15 protein-coding genes are annotated in these 17794 nt (G+C 69.1%); 5 read left to right on the top strand and 10 right to left on the bottom strand.

The window, feature by feature from the left end:
• Position 1: 1 nt before the first annotated feature.
• Complete coding sequence (locus HDA44_RS03695) at positions 2-2101, top strand: N,N-dimethylformamidase beta subunit family domain-containing protein (RefSeq protein WP_184831343.1); 2100 nt, start codon at positions 2-4, stop codon at positions 2099-2101.
• A gap of 37 nt (positions 2102-2138) precedes the next feature.
• Here HDA44_RS03695 and HDA44_RS03690 read toward each other — a convergent pair whose 3' ends face one another.
• The 9 genes from HDA44_RS03690 to HDA44_RS03650 form a co-directional block, all read right to left on the bottom strand.
• On the bottom strand, positions 2139-2813 hold the full coding sequence (locus HDA44_RS03690) for a FadR/GntR family transcriptional regulator (RefSeq protein ID WP_184831341.1): 675 nt from the start codon (positions 2811-2813) through the stop codon (positions 2139-2141).
• A 100-nt stretch (positions 2814-2913) separates the two neighbouring features.
• Positions 2914-4023, bottom strand: coding sequence for an adenosine deaminase (locus HDA44_RS03685; RefSeq protein WP_184831339.1), 1110 nt, complete (start codon positions 4021-4023; stop codon positions 2914-2916).
• The gene (locus tag HDA44_RS03680; RefSeq protein ID WP_184831336.1) at positions 4020-4511 is read right to left on the bottom strand and encodes a ribose-5-phosphate isomerase; all 492 of its coding nucleotides are present in this window, start codon (positions 4509-4511) and stop codon (positions 4020-4022) included. The genes HDA44_RS03685 and HDA44_RS03680 overlap by 4 nt, the downstream gene beginning before the upstream one ends.
• The gene (locus HDA44_RS03675; RefSeq protein ID WP_184831334.1) at positions 4508-6277 is read right to left on the bottom strand and encodes a dihydroxyacetone kinase family protein; all 1770 of its coding nucleotides are present in this window, start codon (positions 6275-6277) and stop codon (positions 4508-4510) included. The genes HDA44_RS03680 and HDA44_RS03675 overlap by 4 nt, the downstream gene beginning before the upstream one ends.
• On the bottom strand, positions 6274-7248 hold the full coding sequence (locus HDA44_RS03670) for a sugar phosphate isomerase/epimerase family protein (RefSeq protein WP_184831332.1): 975 nt from the start codon (positions 7246-7248) through the stop codon (positions 6274-6276). The genes HDA44_RS03675 and HDA44_RS03670 overlap by 4 nt, the downstream gene beginning before the upstream one ends.
• Positions 7249-7269: 21 nt before the next feature.
• On the bottom strand, positions 7270-8163 hold the full coding sequence (locus tag HDA44_RS03665) for an ABC transporter permease (RefSeq protein WP_184831330.1): 894 nt from the start codon (positions 8161-8163) through the stop codon (positions 7270-7272).
• Positions 8163-9242 carry an ABC transporter permease gene (locus HDA44_RS03660; protein WP_184831327.1) on the bottom strand — a complete coding sequence of 360 codons (1080 nt, stop codon included), beginning with the start codon at positions 9240-9242 and terminating at the stop codon, positions 8163-8165. Before HDA44_RS03660 ends, HDA44_RS03665 begins: the two co-directional genes overlap by 1 nt.
• Positions 9242-10795: an ABC transporter ATP-binding protein gene (locus tag HDA44_RS03655; protein WP_184831325.1), complete on the bottom strand. Its 1554-nt coding sequence runs from the start codon at positions 10793-10795 to the stop codon at positions 9242-9244. The genes HDA44_RS03660 and HDA44_RS03655 overlap by 1 nt, the downstream gene beginning before the upstream one ends.
• On the bottom strand, positions 10792-11859 hold the full coding sequence (locus HDA44_RS03650) for a BMP family lipoprotein (RefSeq protein WP_184831323.1): 1068 nt from the start codon (positions 11857-11859) through the stop codon (positions 10792-10794). The genes HDA44_RS03655 and HDA44_RS03650 overlap by 4 nt, the downstream gene beginning before the upstream one ends.
• Positions 11860-12006: 147 nt before the next feature.
• Here HDA44_RS03650 and HDA44_RS03645 point away from each other — a divergent pair, with 147 nt between their 5' ends.
• The 4 genes from HDA44_RS03645 to HDA44_RS03630 are packed head-to-tail and all read left to right on the top strand — an operon-like array spanning position 12007 to position 16404.
• On the top strand, positions 12007-13329 hold the full coding sequence (locus tag HDA44_RS03645) for an aminotransferase class III-fold pyridoxal phosphate-dependent enzyme (protein WP_184831321.1): 1323 nt from the start codon (positions 12007-12009) through the stop codon (positions 13327-13329).
• Positions 13330-13331: 2 nt separating this feature from the next.
• Complete coding sequence (locus HDA44_RS03640; protein ID WP_184831319.1) at positions 13332-14075, top strand: SDR family NAD(P)-dependent oxidoreductase; 744 nt, start codon at positions 13332-13334, stop codon at positions 14073-14075.
• A 29-nt stretch (positions 14076-14104) separates the two neighbouring features.
• The gene (locus HDA44_RS03635) at positions 14105-15064 is read left to right on the top strand and encodes a nucleoside hydrolase (protein WP_184831317.1); all 960 of its coding nucleotides are present in this window, start codon (positions 14105-14107) and stop codon (positions 15062-15064) included.
• Entirely contained in the window at positions 15061-16404 is a 1344-nt protein-coding gene (locus HDA44_RS03630) for an NAD-binding protein (RefSeq protein WP_184831315.1), read from the top strand. Before HDA44_RS03635 ends, HDA44_RS03630 begins: the two co-directional genes overlap by 4 nt.
• Here HDA44_RS03630 and HDA44_RS03625 read toward each other — a convergent pair.
• Positions 16334-17767, bottom strand: coding sequence for an FAD-binding oxidoreductase (locus tag HDA44_RS03625; RefSeq protein WP_184831313.1), 1434 nt, complete (start codon positions 17765-17767; stop codon positions 16334-16336). The two genes, HDA44_RS03630 and HDA44_RS03625, sit on opposite strands and share 71 nt — an antisense overlap.
• Between the last annotated feature and the right edge of the window lie 27 nt (positions 17768-17794).

Here is a 17794-nt window from a genome sequence, read left to right as displayed (position 1 = left end):
CGTGGGTTACGACATCGTCGGCTATGCGCCGAAATGGCACGCCAGGCCCGGCGACCGAGTTCCGATCCACGTGTCGAGCCGGTGTCCCGAGTTCTGGGTGCACCTGCTCCGCGTCACCGACTTCCTCGGTGACGGCGATGCCTGGGCGCACTGCCCGGTCGAGTTGCCGCCGGCCGGTCCGTTCGCCGCCGCCGATATCCCGTTGGTCACGGGCTCGTACTTCCACGCCCGCGAAAGCAATCTCGAACTGGCAGAGCTCAGCATCGAGGTGACGCTCTGGACCCGGGCTCCCCAAACCGAACCGTCAACACTTCTGCAGTACGTCGGCGAGCACGGCCTGCTCTCACTCGACCTCACGCCGGACCAGTCCTTCGTCATTCGCCACGGCGACCAGGAGTACGCCACTACGCTGACGTTACGGCCGCGCCGCTGGACGAAGGTGGCACTCGCCATCTCCGCGGACAGCATCACCCTGAGCACGGACGCCACCTCGGAGTACCTCGCGGTACGCGCCGAACCGGGTGTCCTCCGCGAGCTCCTCATCGGTGGGGTGATCGACCCGCGCTCTCCGAGCGGTGGACGCGGCCGGCTCGACGCGAAGATCGAGGCGCCTGCGCTGCGTACCTTGGACGGCGACCTGATCACCAAGTGGAACCTCGGCCGGCTCCCGTACGCCGGCGATGTCCCCGACAGCTATCAGGTCTTCGCCGACTCCAGATTGGTGAACGAGCCCACTCGCGCCGTGACCGGCTCGGCGTGGCGGGGCCGCTCCCTCTCCTTCGAGGATGCGCCTGCCGAGTACGCCGCGGCGTACCTGCACCGGGACGACCTCGGCGACGCCGGTTGGCCCATCGGTGTCGAGCTCGACCTCCCGGCCGGTACGCGATCCGGCGTACTGTGCGCGGTGCTGTCGGTGGACGAAGTGCCCCGCTTCGACGACCCGGGCCGCTTCTTCCCGGTCTCGGTGTTCGTCGCGCCGCCACCCGACTCGGCGCCTGACGTGACTCTCGTGCTACCGACGTTCAGCTACCGCTCGTACGCCAACAACGGGTACTGGGAGGACGCCCCGGCCGACGTGTACACGACCAAGGGCGCGTCGACTTCGCAACATGTCTACGACTATCTCGCCGAGACCGGGATGCTCTCGCTGTACGGCCTGCACCCGGACGGTTCCGGCGTACACCTCGCGTCCTTGAAGCGGCCGCAGGCGACCATGCGGCCGGACTGGGTGTACCAGCTCGTCGGTCGTCCGCACCAGCTGTCGGCCGACCTGTCGATCGTCAACTGGCTGTCGCGCTCCGGGCTGAGCTGGGCAGTCACCACCGACGAATTCCTCGACCAGGAAGGCGTCGCGGCGCTGGCCGGCTGCCGGACCGTGCTGACCGGAAGCCATCCGGAGTACTCGACCGAGAACCTGCTCGACGCGTACGACGATCACCTGGCGTCCGGCGGGAACCTGATGTACCTCGGCGGCAACGGCTTCATCCTGCGCGTCGACGTACCCGCGGACCGCCCGTGGATGCAGGAGCTTCGGCGCGGTAACCACGACCGCAACATGTGGAACGACGAGCCCGGCGAGCTGCGGCATCAGGTGTCGGGGCAGCAAGGCGGCCTGTGGCGACACGCCGGGCGACCACCGAACCTGCTGACCGGCCTGGGCTACTGCGCGATCGGGTTCTCCCGCGACACCGCGTACGCCGCGCCGGCCGATCTTGAGGTCGATGCGCTTCCGCCACGGCTGGCCGCGGTGATGGGCGACGTCGGTGCCGATCCGTTCGGACTGTGCGGTTTCGAGCTCGACTGTCACGACGTGACGCTCGGGTCGGACGTGGATTGCGTCGTACTCGGGCGGGCGGTCGACATCCCGCCCGAGTACCGCCCGGTGACCGAGTACCTGAGCCTCGACGGCGATCCGGTCCGCGCGGTCGCCAATGCCCTCCGCGGTGACGTGGTGTGGCGGCGTACCGGCGCCGGCGGGCAGGTCTTCGCGGTCGGGTCGATCTCGTGGACCCGCCACCTTTCCGCTGCCGATGACCCGGGTCGCTGCCGGGAGATCATGACTGCCGTGCTGACGGACATGACCACCGAAGCACCCGCTTGAGCGGCTCCGGTGGGGCAAGTCGGACTTCGGCGCGGTGCTACTGGAGCAGCTCGCGCAGGAACTGGCGGTTGTCCTCGTAGAGCAGGCGGGACGACTCGACCGCCGCCTCCAGGTCGCCGTTGATGATCGAGTCGGCCAGCCGCTGATGGAGATCCAGGATGTCCTGGCTCATGGTCCGGCCGTGCGGCGAGATCCGGATCGTCTCCACCACCTGCTGGTCGATGGTCTGCCAGATGGAGGCGAGCAGGCTGCTGCCGGCCGCCTGCACGATCGCGGCGTGCAGCGCGCGGTCGGGCTCGACCGTGTCCTCCCGATCGCGAACCGCCTGCTGCAGGCGCTCCGCGGCCGCGCGCACCCCGTCGAGGGCGGGCTCCGGGTTCTTCAGCGTGAGCTCGATCGCGCCGACCTCCAGCACCTCACGGACATTCACCACGTCCTGGAGCTTGAGGCCGCCGCCGGCGATGTGTTCGGCCGGCGCCGCGGTCACGTACGCGCCGCGACCCATCTGGATGTCCAGGATGTCCATCGCGCTGACCGTCGACAGCGCCTCCCGGATCACCGGCCGGGAGACCCCGAACTCGGTCGCGAGCTGCCGCTCGCTGGGGATCTTCTGGCCGATCGGGTAGCTGCCGTCCTTGACCCGATCCACCAGCGCCCGGGCAATCCGGCTGGCCTGCGAATCGCGCCGCTGAACGGCGCTCGGGTCGATCATGACGCCTCCGGGAACACGAAACCGAGTCGGTCAGCTGTTAGGCCAGTCTGACCAGTGCAACCACTTAGTATGCCGCCCAGCCGGTTCAGTGCGGAATTCGTCAGCTCCATGGCGCGTGTCCCGTCCGGATGACGGCTTCGAGCTGGGCCCGTTCACCGGCATCCACGAACGCCGCGGACAGTGCGTTCAGCTGGAAGCGTTCCAGGTCCGGCAGTCCGTACCCGAAAGTGTCGCAGAGCAAGGCGATCTCGTGGCTCAGGGTGGTCTGACTGATCAGGCGGTTGTCGGTGTTGACGGTGACCGCGAAGCCGAGCCGGTGGAGCAGGTCGAAGGGATGCTCGGCCAGGTTTCCGCTGGGCACGGCGCCCGTCTGCAGATTCGAGGTCGGACTCGTCTCCAGCACCACGCCGTGATCCCGGACCCACCGCGCCACCTGTCCCAGCCGCGGTCCGGTGCCGGTCGCGTCGATGTCCTCGGTGATGCGTACGCCGTGCCCGAGCCGGCTCGCGCGACCGTCGACGAGCGCGGACCGGATGCTGTCGAGGCCCGCTGCCTCGCCCGCATGGACCGTTGCCGGGAAGAACTCGCTCGCCAGCAGCTCGAACGCGTCGCGATGGAGGCTAGGCGGAAAACCTGCCTCCGGCCCGGCGATGTCGAACCCGGCCACGCCGCGGTCACGCCAGCGCAGCGCGAGCCGGGCGATCTCCAGCGAGTTGGCGCCGTTGCGCATCGCCGTCAGGAGCTGGCGTACGACGATCCGGTGGCCCTGGGCCGCGGCCGTCGCGATGCCTGTCTCGAGTCCCGACTGGACCGCTTCGACCGCGTCGTCGAGGCTCAGTCCCTTGGTGAGCATGTTCTCCGGCGCCCATCGGACCTCGCCGTAGATCACCCCGTCGGACGCCAGGTCCAGTACGTACTCACAGGCGACCCGCGACAGTACGTCGGCGGTCTGCATCACGGCGACCGACATCCAGAAGGACTCCAGCACAGTCACCAGCGAGCCGCTGTTGGCGGCGCGGAGGAACCACGCGCCCAAGGACTCCACGTCATCGGCCGGCAGCGCGAGACCGAGCGACTCGCCGGCTTCGAGGATGGTGGACTCCCGGAGTCCGCCTTCCAGATGATCGTGCAACGACACCTTGGGCAGTTCCCGTACGCGCGGGAGATCCCCCGCGGCCGGGAGGGGCCGTACGTCTCGGGGTGAGCTCATGGCCTCCTCCCGGCCGCGGCTTCGGACGATGGTTGCTCGTACGAGGTGATGGCGTCGATCTTCGCCGCGGAAGCCGATTCCGGGTCGAAGTCGTGCCGCAGCCATTCTTGGACGAGGGCGCGCGCCAGCTCGATCCCGATCACCCTTTCGCCGAGAGTCAGTACCTGCGCGTTGTTGCTCAGTACGGCGCGCTGGACCGAGTACACGTCGTGGGCGGTCACCGCGCGGACGCCACGGACCTTGTTCGCGGCAATGGCGACGCCGAGTCCGGTGCCGCACACCAGTAGGCCGCGATCGGCCTCGCCCGCCGCGATCAGCCGGGCCGCGGCGACAGCCACGTGCGGGTACGCGGTGTGGCTGTCCTGGCCGACGCCGACGTCGATCACGGACTCCACCCGCGGGTGCCGGCCGAGATCCGCCGCGAGCGCGGTCTTCAGCCCGAGCCCCGCGTCGTCCGAACCGACGACGATCCGAAGTTTGCCGGTCATTGCAACGACCTTTCCATCAGGTGTTGGGCGACCGCCATCGCGACGATCGCGAACGAGGTGGCGCCCGGATCGGGGTGCCCGAAACTCTTCTCGGCCAGCGGCCGCGCCCGCCCCACCCTGGGTTTCAAACCAGCAGTCGCCGCGGCAGCCACACCCGCGGCAGCCGCCGCCTCAACCCAGACCGCCGGACGAACCGATTCCCCACCCAGCCCGCCGGCCGGTTCCGCCGCCGGGCGATCAGATTCCGTGGTGGAGCTGGTTGTGAGTGTTGTGATGAACGGGTGCATCGCGTCGAGCATCGTCTTGTCGCCCGGCCGGGCGCCACCCAACTCCTCGATCGCGGCCACCGCCGCGCCGACTGCTTGCACTCCGGTGGACGTGTTCAGGGTCCCGGCCGTGTTGGCAGCGAGCCCGGCCGCCTCCAGCCCGGCACCCCACAACGCGCCTGAAGTCCCGGCGCCGTACTCGGCCCAGGCGCGACCGGCGGCGACCAGTACCGCATCCGCGCCCTGGTGTTCGGCCGCGATCCCGGCGGCGAGCGCGGCGCGTGCACCCCGCACCATCCCGGAGCCGTGATCACCATCACCGGCAACCGCGTCGAGCCGGGCCAGCGCTTCCTCGTGCTCCGCCAGGGTCGCGCACACCAGCTCCAGCCCCGCCACCACATCGTTGGCGGCGGCAACCAATTCTGCGGTCGACGGCCTCGGCAGCCGGACGGTCGCGTCGCTCCACTGCCCGACGTCCGGGACGCTGTCGTCGACCTCGCCCGGCACGGTCTTCGCGAAGGCCGGGCCGCGGGCAGGCGCGCGCCACAACGTCTCGAGTTCGTCGTCGAGCCAGCAGACAGTGACGGACACCCCGCCCATGTCAAGGCTGGTCACCAACTCCCCCACTTCCGGCTCGACCACTTCCACTCCACGCTCGGCCAAGATGCCGGCCACATCCTTGAAGAGCACGAACAACTCCTCGTACTTGACCGTCCCGAGCCCGTTGACAACCAACGCGACCCGCGCCGGCCCTCCACCGTCGACCCGCTCCGCGAGGAGCGCGTCGACCAGCAGGACGGCGAGCTCACTCGACGGAGCGAGCGGCCGGTCCTCGATCCCCGCCTCGCCGTGGATGCCGAGCCCGACCGACATCGTCCCGGCCGCCACCTCGAACAACGGCTCGGTTGCCCCCGGCAACGTGCAACCGGAGATCGCGATGCCCAGCGTCCGGGTATGCCGATTGGCCTTCCGCGCAACCCGTTCGACCGCATCGAGATCGGCACCGGCCTCCGCCGCCGCACCGGCGATCTTCACCACAACGAAATCACCGGCAATCCCCCGCCGCCGGTCCCGCTCCTCGATCGGAGCACTGGCGATGTCATCGGTCACCAGGACGGTACGAACATCGTGGCCCTCGGCAAGCAACCGGCGCTGCGCGATGCCGAAATGCAGCACGTCCCCCGCGTAGTTCCCGTACACGAGCAGCACCCCCGCTCCGGCGTCGACGGCGTGACACACCCGGTACGCCTGCGCCGCCGACGGTGACGTGAAGACCTGCCCGCATACCGCTCCGGTGGCGAGCCCAGGACCGACCAGGCCGGCGAACGCCGGATAATGACCCGAGCCCCCACCCAGCACGACCCCCACCTGACCAGCCGGCCGAACAGCTGCGCGGATCACCCCGCCGTCCACCCGGCGTACATCCCGGCCGTACGCGAGTACCAAACCTTGCAACGCTTCGTCGGCGAACGTCTCGGCACCGTTGTGAATCGCGGTCATCGGCGCACCGACTTCAGCAGGCCGCGAAGGTAGCGCTGGTTGGCAGCACTCACCGACAACCCGTCGCCGCCGTAATGTTCACAGGTGATGATTCCGGCGTACCCACAGTCGAGCGCCGACCGGATCGCGTCGCGGTAGTCGATGACGCCGAGCTCCATCGAGGTGGGAGCGGTCAGGATCGTGCCGCTCGCCGGGTCCTCCAGGCGAAGGTAGTTCTTCACGTGCCAGTAGTTCGACCAGGGCAGAACCGCGGCCAGTACCTCTCCGGGTGGGTCCGTCGGCCGATGCAGCCGGATCAGGTTTCCGGTGTCGGGGTTGAGGCCCACGTCAGCTCGGCCGATCTCCTCGACCAGCCGGATCGCGCTCTCGGCGCTGCCGAGGAAGGTGTCCTCGTACATTTCGAGCGTCAGCAGCATCCCGAGCGACCCCGCGTGCTCACCGAGCTCGCGCAGCTGGGTGACCGCGAGCGCCCGCAGCTCGCGGTCGTCCGGGTCGTTGGCCAGATGATCGCGGGTCCAGAACCACCACGCCGACGCCTGCTCGCTCGTCAGCCGCTCATGCAGTCCGACCGAAACCACCTGCGCACCCAGCGTCGCGGCGGCCTCGATCGCACGGTGGCTGTACGCGAGGTTGTCGTCGCCGTGCACCGGATCGATCACGCTGGCACGGATCAACGCGACCGCCGCGATCGTCAGGCCGAGTTCCCGGCCGGCAGCGCTCAGGTCGGCAAGCTCCTCTTTGTCCAAGTCCCCGGCGCGCAGCCAGGTGTCGGTGATCTCGACGTGGTCGAACCCGGCCGCCGCCAGCTCACCGAGCCGGGCCGCCCATTCGGCCCGGCCGCCGGAACGCGCCGTCCTCCCCCGGCGGTCGACCGCGGGGAACGGGAGCGTACCGGCGGCGATCGGCCAGCTCCCGGCATCGAGCTCCGCCGGGCGATGGGTTTGCCGTACGAACGAAGTGGTGGTGGTCATCAAGCAGAGCTCCTGCTCCGGTCAGGCCACCGTGGCCGACGGGCGGCGCAGTGACCGGAGTCCTGCGATACCCAGCGCGAGCACGGTGACGACGTACGGGAAGGCGGTCAGTGGGTCCGTCGGGATGCTGGTACGGGCTTGCAGCAGAATGGTCAGCGCCTGGCACATGCCGAACGCGGTCGCCGCGATGATGGTGCCGATCGGATGCTTCAGGCCGAGGTAGACGGCAGCCAGCGCGATGAAGCCCCGGCCCTGGGTCATGTCCCGGACGAAGGTGTGCGTGGTGGCCAGCGAGAGCTGCGCGCCCGCGAGGCCGGCGAAGACTCCCGAGATGCTCATCGCCAGCCACTTCACCCGCGTCGGGGAGATGCCCGCCTCCACCACGGCCGGCGCGTTGCCGCCCACTGCCCGGATCCAGATTCCGGGCCGGGAGTGGAAGTACAGGTACACCACGACCGGGGCGAGGACCAGCGTCGCCCAGGTGATCGGCGACAGAGCGGCCAGCGCTTTCAGTACCGGGACGCCGTCCAGGAAGGACAGGTGCACCGTGGGCAACGGATTCGACTCGAGCGCGTTGGCGCCCTTGTCCTTGCTCTTGTTGATCGCGAAGAGGAACGTTGCCGTGCCACCGGCGGCGAGCAGGTTCACGGCGATGCCGGCGAGGACGAAGTCCGCGCCCAATGACAGGTGGGACCAGGCCAGTAACAGTGCGAGCGCGAGACCGGCGAGGGCCGCGACGGCCAGGCCTCCCCACGGCCCGAAGATGGTGGTGGACACGGCCGCGCCCGCGAAGGCGCCGCCGAGCATCATGCCCTCGATGCCGATGTTGTCCATGCCTGCCCGTACGGTCAGCAGACAGCCGAGCGCCGCCAGCACCAAGGGCGTCGCAACCTCGAGAACGCTTGCCAGGTACATCAGTGCGTCACCTCCGTGGCGTTGCGTGCGGCGCGCCGGCGCAGCAGAGCAGCGAGTCCGATGATCAGGAGTCCCTGCAGGACCACCACGACATCTCGGGGTACGTTGCCGGTGATCTGGATGATCTCTCCACCCGTACGCAGATAGCCGTAGGCCAGCGCGGTCAGGGGTACGAGAGCCGGCCGATTGACCGCCAGCAGGGCGACGAGTACACCTTCGAAGCCGATCCCGGCGCCCATCCCGATGATGAGGCGATGCGTACCCCCGAAGGCGATGGCGGCACCGGTCAGACCGGCGACCGCTCCGGATGCCACGAAGGCAACGCAGATCAGCCGCCGGACCGGATACCCGTTGGCCCGGGCGAACGGCTGACTGTCGCCGACCATCCGCAGCCGGAAGCCCAGCCGGGACCGGTTCAGCAAGACGCTCACGACCACGCAGGCCAGGATCGCGAACACCAACGAGCTGGGGATGGCCGGCGACGATCCCCAACTCGGCAGCCAGGTGCCGCGGTCGAAGTACGCCGAGACCGGGAAGCCGGCCCCGGCCGGCAGCAGCGCCTCCTTGATCACAAAGGCGAACGCGAAGGTCGCCACGTAGTTGAGCATCAACGTGGTGACGATCTCGTCGGCGTTCAGGTACGCCTTCATCAGCCCGGGCAGGAAGGCCCAGATCGCGCCGCCCGCCGCGGCCGCCAGCACCGCCAGCGGAAGTGCGGCCGCGCTGGGCCCCAGCGCCAGTGCGACGACGCCGGCGGCCAGCGCACCGACGAACACCTGGCCCTCGGCTCCGATCGAGAACATCCCGACGCGGAAGGCGAGGCAGACACTCGCACCGGTGAACATGAGATAGCTCGAGTACGACAGCCATTGCGCCGTACGCCCCGGACTGGACACCGCTCCGGTGAGCAGACCGTCGACGGAGGCGGGCACGTTGTCGCTGGTCAGCGCCAGCAGCGCGAGCACGACCAGGCCGGCACCGAGCACGCCGGCGCCGAGCCGGATCCCGGACCGCCAGTCGGGCAACACTTTGATCGCGCTGCCTCTGCGCACACCGGCCCGGATCAGGCCGCCGCTCATCAGGCTGCCTCCGGCCGGGCGGCGCCGAGCATCAGCGCGCCGAGGACCTTCGCGTCGACGTCGTCCCGATTGGGGACGTCGGCAACGATTCTGCCGTCCCGGAACACGACGATCCGGTTGACCACGGCAAGTACTTCGTCGAGGTCGCTGGACTGCAGTACCACTGCCGCGCCGCCATCGGCGGCGGCCGCGAGCCGCCCGTGCACGCTGGCGATCGCGGCGATGTCGAGACCACGCGTCGGCTCGCACACGACCACGACCCGGGGATCGGTCGACAGTTCTCTGGCCAGCACCACCTTCTGGACATTGCCGCCGGACAGGCTCCCGACCGGCTGCAGCTCGTCCCGGCAGCGTACGTCGAACTGCTCGATCAGCACCCGCGCATGCCGGCGCGACGCCTGCCGCCGGATGAACCTGAACCTGGTGATCAGCGGGTCGCCGAGCCGGTTCGCCACCAGGTTCTCGGCGATGCTGAGATGCTTGGCGACGCCGGCGGTGAGCCGGTCCTCGGGTACGAACGCGACGCCGGCCGCCATTGCCCGCGCGCGCCCCCAGCGACGCTGTGGCACGCCGAAGAGACTGACTTCGCCGCCGGCCGGGGACCGGACTCCGGCCAGCACCTCGCAGAGCAGCTGATGGCCATGCCCGTCGATGCCGATCACACCGGTGATCTCGCCGGCCCGAAGCTCAAGATCGATCTCCTGCAACGAGGACGAGTTCGCTTTGACAGCGGTCAGTTCGCGCACTGCCATCGCCACGTCGAGCGGTACGCGCTCGGTCCGGCTCAACGCGACCGTCGCCGCGCCGACCATGTCCGCGACCAACTCGTCCTGGGTGACGGTGCCGACCCGATGCCTGGCGACGACCGCGCCGTGCCGGATGACGGTGACGTCGTCGGCCAGCAGCTCGACCTCGTCCAGCTTGTGGGTGATGAACAGCACCGACACTCCGGTTTGCTGCAGCCGCTTGACGGCGTCGAACAGCCCCTCGCGCTCCTGCGGCGCGAGCAGCGCGGTCGGCTCGTCGAGGATCAGAATCCGCGCGCCGCGGTAGAGCGCCTTGAGGATCTCGACCCGCTGTTGCTGCGAGACCGTCAGCGCCGAGACCCGCTGCTCGAGCGGCAACTCCACCCGAAGCTCCCGGCACAGGTCCTCGATCTTCGCCCGCGCGGCATCCCGATCCACCAGGCCCCAGGAAGTGCGCTCGGCACCCAGCGAGATGTTGTCGAGCGCGGAGAGCTCAGGCACCAGCCCGAAGTGCTGGAACACCATTCCGATCCCGGCCGCGATCGCGTCCTTCGGTGTCGCGAACGTCCGCGGCTCACCGTGTACGCGGATCTCACCGGAATCCGGCGTCAGCACCCCGAAGAGGATGTTCATCAGCGTGGACTTGCCCGCGCCGTTCTCGCCGAGGACGGCATGCACGCTGCCCTGGCGCAGTGAGAGCGACACCGCGCGGTTCGCGTGTACCGGCCCGAAGTGCTTGTCGACGTCGCGGAGTTCCAGCACGACCGGCGTACCAGGATCTTCCGCGCCGTGGTCCGGCCGTGTCATGAGGCGGTCAGCTCCGCCTTGTACTTGCCGGCCTTCAGCTCCGCGACCAGTTCCTTGATCCGGTTCTGGATCTTCGCCGGGACGACCGAGGTGTAGAGCGGGCTCTCCACGATCGAGACCGATCCGTCCTCGACCCCGTACGCGCCGGCCGTGCCGCCCTTGAGTTTGCCGTCGTGCCAGTCGAGAACTGCCTGCTTGACCGAGCTGCGGACGTCGACCGTCGCGGCCGTCAGTACGGTGTCCACGCCGCCGACCTTGGGATCGACGGTCTCTTGCTTGTCAGCACCGATGGCCCACAGACCACGCGCGGCAGCGGCCTCGAAAACACCCTTGTCCGTACCGCCGGCCGCCGCGGCGATCACGCCGGCACCTTGGTTGATCAGGTCGGCCGCGACGGCCTTGCCCTTGACCGGGTCACTGAACGAACCCGAGTACGTCGTCAGCACCTTGACGCCGGGCGCGACCGCCTTGGCGCCGGCCTTGAAGCCCTGGAAGTACGCGGCGATCACCGGGATCTCCTCGCCACCGACCATGCCGATCGCCGGCGTACCGGCCGAGTTGACCTTGGCGATCCCTGGTGTCGTCACCATCAGCGCGGCCAGCGCCCCGCCGAGGAATCCCACCTGGGTCTCGACGTAGGTGATCGAGTAGACGTTCGGGCACTTGCACTTGCCGTAGTTCACGGACGCGTCGAAGATGACGAACGTCTTGTCCGGGTTGGCCTCGGCCGCCTGCTGGATCATGTCGGCCATCGCGAAACTTCCGGTGACGATCAGCTTCGCGTCGCCGGCGACCAGGTCGTCGAGCGCGGGCTGCCACTTCGTCGGGTCGGTGCCTGCCTCCACCACCTGCGCCTTGATGCCCGCCTCGTCCGCCGCCGTCTGGACACCGGCTTTGGCGCTGTCCAGGAATCCGCCGTCACCGCTCGTCCCCGGCAGCAGCAGCGCCACGCCGCCACTGCCGCCACCTTCGGAAGAGCCGCCGGAGGCACCACCGCACGCGGCCGTGGTGAGCAGACAAACAGTGGCGGCCAGCGCGGCCATCACCTTGTGAACAGGTCCCATGAAACGTCTCCTTGTGCCACTCATGACCGGTGGCGGCTGACCCCAGAGCTGCCTTGTGACCAGACGGATCCTGCTGGTATAACCAGTATTACCACATGAGTCCGGCGGCAACGTCAAGGCCGGAACCGCACCGGGAGGCAGACACTTGTGACGACGTCTCATCAGTCCGCGATCGAGCACTACCAGACGCTTACGCCCGGCTCACAGGAGCTCTTCCACACCGCCCGGACGATCGTCAGCGGCGGCGTTTCCCGCGGCACCCTCGCCTTCCAGCCGTACCCGTTCTATGCCGCCGACGCCGGTGGCGCGACGGTCACCGACATCGACGGCAACGAGTACCTGGATCTGGTCAACAACTACACGTCACTGCCGCACGGGCACGGGCACCGGCCGACCAACAGCGCGTTCGTACGGGAACTGAGTGCCTCGAGTGCGATCGGCACCGCGCATCCGCTCGAAGCCGCGTACGCGCTCGAGCTTGCGGTCCGCTACCCGCCACTGGAACGACTGCACTTCACCACCACCGGCTCGGAGGCGGCGGCGTTCGCACTGCGGGTTGCCCGGGCCAACACCGGCCGGCATCGGGTACTCAAGTTCGAGGGCGGTTTCCACGGCAGCCACAACGAGCTCTACCAGGACATCAACGTCCTGCCCGCGCTCGCGGCCGGTACCGCGGCGCCATCACGACCGGCGTCGGCCGGGCTCGAACCGACCTCGACGGTCACCGCGGTCTACAACGATCCGGCCGCGGTGGCCGACGCGTTCGGCCGGTGGGGAAGCGAGATCGCGGCGGTGATCGTCGAACCGTTCCTCGGCAACGGCTCGTTGGTGACCGCGACGCGCGACTTTCTCGACGCGGTCTTCGAGCACGCGCACCGGGCCGGGGCACTGGTGGTCTTCGACGAGATCCAGTCCTTGCGGGCCGGCTACTCCGGTGCCTCGGGCGAGTGGGGCTATCGGCCCGATCTGATGGCGATCGGCAAGATCATGGGCGGTGGTTTCGCGCTGGCCGCGTTCGGTGGGCGCGCGGAGCTGTTCGAGGTCTTCAACGGTGGCCCGGGCGCCGTGCTCCAGACCGGCACCTTCACCGCTGCTCCCCCGGTCCTGGCCGGAGCGCGGGCCGCGATGGCCGCTTTGACCCAGCCGGTCATGGACGAGATGGCCGATCGTACGGACCGGCTCCGGGAAGGCCTCCGCAAGGAGGCGAAGGACCAGGGCGTCGCTGTCCACGTGAACGGTGTCGGCTCGATGTTCAACATTGCCTTCAGCAACGAGCCGATCGACAGCTACCAGGCGCATCGGGCCGCGGACGCGCACCTGCTCGACGAGGTCCGGCTGCAGCTGGTGAACCACGGCATCGTGATCATGCCGCGTGGCACCGGCTGTCTGTCCACCCCGGTGACCGACGACGACGTCGAGCGCGTCATCGAATCCTTCGGACGAGCCGTCTCGTCGGTACGGAACGGCTGACCATGCTCGAGATCAACCTCTCCGACGTCCATGCTCTCGTCACCGGCGGCGGCAACGGTATCGGCGCGGCCTGCGTCCGGTTGCTCAGGTCCGCCGGCGCGCGGGTCACGGCACTCGACCTGACCGCGACGGAGTCGGACTTCGACGTTCGAGGTGACGTGACCAAAAGCGCGGTCCGGGCCGAGGCCCTGCGTACGCTCGATCCGGATCGGCGTTGGTTGCTGGTCAACAACGCCGCGCTCCAGCTCGAGAAGCGCCTGCCGGAGACCAGCGCCGGCGAACGCCGCCGGCTCTGGGAGGTGAACGTCGAAGCCGTGGTCGCGATGACCTCGGAGTTCGCGGTGATCGCTCCCCCGGAGTCGTCGATCGTCAACCTGTGCTCGGTTCTCGGCGTGACCGGCGATCCCGCGCTGGCCGGCTACACGATCACCAAAGGCGCGATCGCGAACTTCACCAAGACGGCCGCCCTCGAGTACGCGGGCCGGCTCCGGGTGAACGCGGTGCTGCCCGGCGCGATCCGTACGCCACTGACCACCCGTGCCTGGGCCGCCGCCCCGGATCCGGCCGAGGCCGAGCGGCGGATGACGGCGCTGTACCCGGCCGGCCGGATCGGTGAGCCCGAGGACGTCGCCGGGCTGGTCGCCTTTCTGGCCAGTCCACTCGCGTCCTTCATCACCGGCGCGTTGCTCGCCGTCGACGGCGGTCTGCTGGCCGCCAACGCCGAATGGGGTTTGGAGCGACTGTGAATTCTTCAGCCAGCCATGGAGGACATGACATGACCAAGGTCATCATCGACACCGACACCGGCGTCGACGACGGGATGGGCCTGATCTACGGCATCCTGTCTCCCGAGCTCGAGATCGTCGCGGTGACGACCAGCTTCGGCAACGTCGACGTCGGCAAGGTCACCAAGAACACTGCCGTGATCATGGAGCGACTGGGCTGCGACGTACCGCTGGCGAAGGGGGCCGGGCAGGGTCTCGCGGGCGGTAAGGCCGGTTACGTACCGGAGATCCACGGTGAGGACGGCTTCGGCAACGCGAACTTTCCCGACCCGGAGTACACGAGTCTGGTCGGTGCGACGGCCGCTCAGCTGACGGTGGATCTGGCGAAGCAGTACCCCGGCGAGCTGACGTACATCGGGCTGGGGCCGCTGACGAATCTGGCGATCGCGCTGCTGCTCGACCCGGAGCTGCCGTCGCGCCTGACCAAGGTCGTGTGGATGGGCGGCGCGGTACGGGTACCAGGCAACCAAACTCCGGTCGCCGAAGCCGACGCCTTGCATGATCCGGAGGCCGCCGCCCTCTGCGTGGCCGCCGGCTGGGACTTCCTGCAGATCGGCCTGGACGTCACCAACGACACCATCTTCGAGGCCGAACACCTCGACGAGGTGACCGCCGCCGCCACCCCGGCCGCCGAGCTGGTGGCCGCCGGCGCGCCGCTCTACATGTCGTTCTACGAGCAGATCTTCGGTCGCTACTGCTGCGCCATGCATTCGCCGCTGACGGTCGGCGTGGTCGCGCATCCGGAACTGATCACGGCCGAAGAGACGCTCCCGATGGCGGTGGAAACCCAGGGGCGCTTCACCCGCGGGATGACGATCGCCGACTGGCGTCCGGGCCAGGACTCCGACGCTCGCGACTGGGGTGACGGCCCGCGGGTACGGATCGCGTTCGAGGTGGATCGGGCGGCCTTCGTCCGGCGGTTCGTGGACCGGGTCATCGGGAAAGAATGACGTTCCTGATCGTGGGCGAGACCCCGGCCGCGCGCCGGGTCTGCGCGACGCTCGAGGCCCGGTGCGCGATCGAGCATCTCGGCGCACCGACCGATGCCGAGCTGGCCCGCGTACTGGCGGCGCCGGTGACCGCCGCCGCGATCCTCGTCCGCGAGGACGTCCATGCCCTCCGGTACGCGCTGGCGATCGCGCACCTGGCGCCGGCGCTCCGCCAGGTGGTGACCGTGTTCGACCGCACCATGGCCGGCCAATTGCGGTCCCTGCTGCCGCAGTGCACGGTGTTCTCACCGGCGTCGATCGCGGCCCCCGGCATCGCCGGACCGAGCCTGGACCCGGAGCTGCTCTGGGTCCAGGCGCACGACGACCAGGTCCGGCAGATCGTCAGCGGAGCGAACGGGACGCCGGATGTACGCCATGCCCCGCCGGCACGGCCCGGCCGCCGGCGCCGGATCATCAGGGCCTTTCGCTGGAACCATCCACATCAGCACGACACGGGTACGCGCTTGATGTTCCTCGGCCTGTTCGGGCTGCTCACCGTCCTGCTGATCGACTGGGCCTGGCTGGTTCTCGCGGCACACCATGACCCCACCGGCGCGTTCCTCGACGCCGCCCGGGTCGTCGCCACGGTGGGTCCAGGACCGACCGGAACAGGCGGTGGGTACGCGATCTGGTCCGGGCTGGCGATGCTGGCGACGATCGGCTTCACCTCGATCTTCACCGCGGGCCTGATCGACCGGTTGTTCGAACCACGGCTCCTGAGCATGGTCGGTTCACGGTCGGTACCCAGACGGGATCACGTGATCGTGGTCGGGATGGGGCAACTGGGCGTACGCCTGTGTGAGTTGCTGCTCAACCTCGGAGTTCCGGTGATCGGGCTCGAACGCAGCCGGTCGGCCCGATGGCTTCCGGTCGCGCGCGGCCTCGGCATACCGGTCGTGATCGGCGACGGTACCGAGCGCTCGGTACTGAAACGACTCCGGCTCGATCGGTGCCGATCGCTGGCGGCGGTCGGATCGGACGACCTGGACAACCTCGCGGTCGCCGTCGCTGCCACGGCCGTCGCGCCCGGTACCCGGGTGGTGTTGCGCGCCGGTGAACAGGAAGCGATCGCCGAAACCCGCTCCCTGTTACCTCTCGGCGTCATCCGCGACGTCACCGAACTGGCCGCGGCCTTCGTCATCACCGAGTTCGGCGGCGAGGCGGCAGCGGGCGTGCTGACCGCTGCCGACGGAACCTACGCGCGCCTTCGGTCCGGAGCCGTGCAGCGAGTCACCGTCGCCGCTCGCGACGAGTGTCCGCATCCGCGGCCGCATCCTTGTCCGCATCATCGGCGGGCTTGATGTTGTGGTTGAAGCGGAACATGTTGCCGGGGTCGTACTGGGCCTTCACCTTCGCCAGCCGGCGCATGCGGGTCTTGTTCCAGACCGTGTCGACCCGGTCGACTTCCTCATCGGTGACCAGGTTCAGGTACGTGTCGCCGGAGCCGATCGCCCGGAGGTCGGCGCCGGCCCGTTTGACCCAGGTCCGGCAGCGGTGCGAGTCGGCCGGGTCCGGCCACTGGCCGAGGATGTGGATCAGCCAGCTGTCCTGCCGGTGGCTGAACGCGGTCGCGTCCGGCGCGACCCGGGTGACCGCGGCGTTGAACGGGATCACCTCGATGATCGAATGCGGGTCCGGCAGGCTGGCGCCGAACATGGACAGCAACTCGATCTGCTTGTCGCCGAGCTCGGCAAGGTACTCGCCGGTCCAGTAGTGCAGGTTTCCGTTCGGGTTCAACGGGTCGAGCATCTGCTGCACCGCGACGTACGGCATCGGGTAGACGAAGTCGAGCACCGGAGTACCGAACTCGCGGATCGGCCGGACCACCTCGGGATCGAGGTCCGCGCCGACGTACCGGAGGAAGATCCCGATCAGCCGGGTGCCCTGGTACTCCTGCGGGATCACGTCGAGCGGCGGCGCGAACATGAAGAGCGCGTCCGCGCTGAGCTCCTCCGGCGCGTCCACGATGTAGTCGCGCAGGAACGCCAGCACCTCGGGTGCTTTGTCCACCGGCCAGGCGACCATGCCGGCCAGGACCGTCGGACCGACCGGATGGCAACGGAACTCGAACGAGGTCACCACGCCGAAGTTGCCGCCGCCGCCACGTAACGCCCAGAACAACTCCGGGTGGCTGTCCGCGCCGGCCGTGACGATGCTGCCATCGGCCGTCACCACGTCCGCCGACAACAGGTTGTCGCACGTCAGGCCGTAGCGGCGTTGCAACATTCCCATGCCGCCGTTCAGCGTGAGGCCGGCGATGCCGGTCATCGACACCTGGCCAGTGGGTGTAGCCAGGCCGAACAGCTGGGTGCCGGCGTCCAGGTCGCCCAGCGTGGCGCCACCCGCGACTCGTACCGTGCGTGCTTCCGGATCGACCCGGACATCACGCATGCCGGACAGATCGACGAGTAGGCCGCCGTCGCAGGTGCCGTGCCCGGCAACGCTGTGACCGCCGCCGCGGACCGCGACCGGGAGCGAATGCTCGGCCGCGAACCGGACCGACCGGACCACGTCCGCGACCCCGCGGCAGCGGACGATCAGCGCCGGCCGCCGATTGATCGCGGCGTTGTACACCCGGCGCGCGTCCTCGTAACCGGGACCGTCCGGGACCAGCAGTTCACCGCGCAACTGGGCGGCCAACTGATCAGTAGGTAGCTCACTCATGGGCCGTCCTCCTGCGATCGTGGGTAT

It is taken from the genome of Kribbella solani (assembly GCF_014205295.1).
Taxonomy (GTDB): Bacteria; Actinomycetota; Actinomycetes; order Propionibacteriales; family Kribbellaceae; genus Kribbella; species Kribbella solani.
Note: the sequence above shows the minus strand (reverse complement) of the source record. Positions and strands in the feature narration are given on the sequence as shown.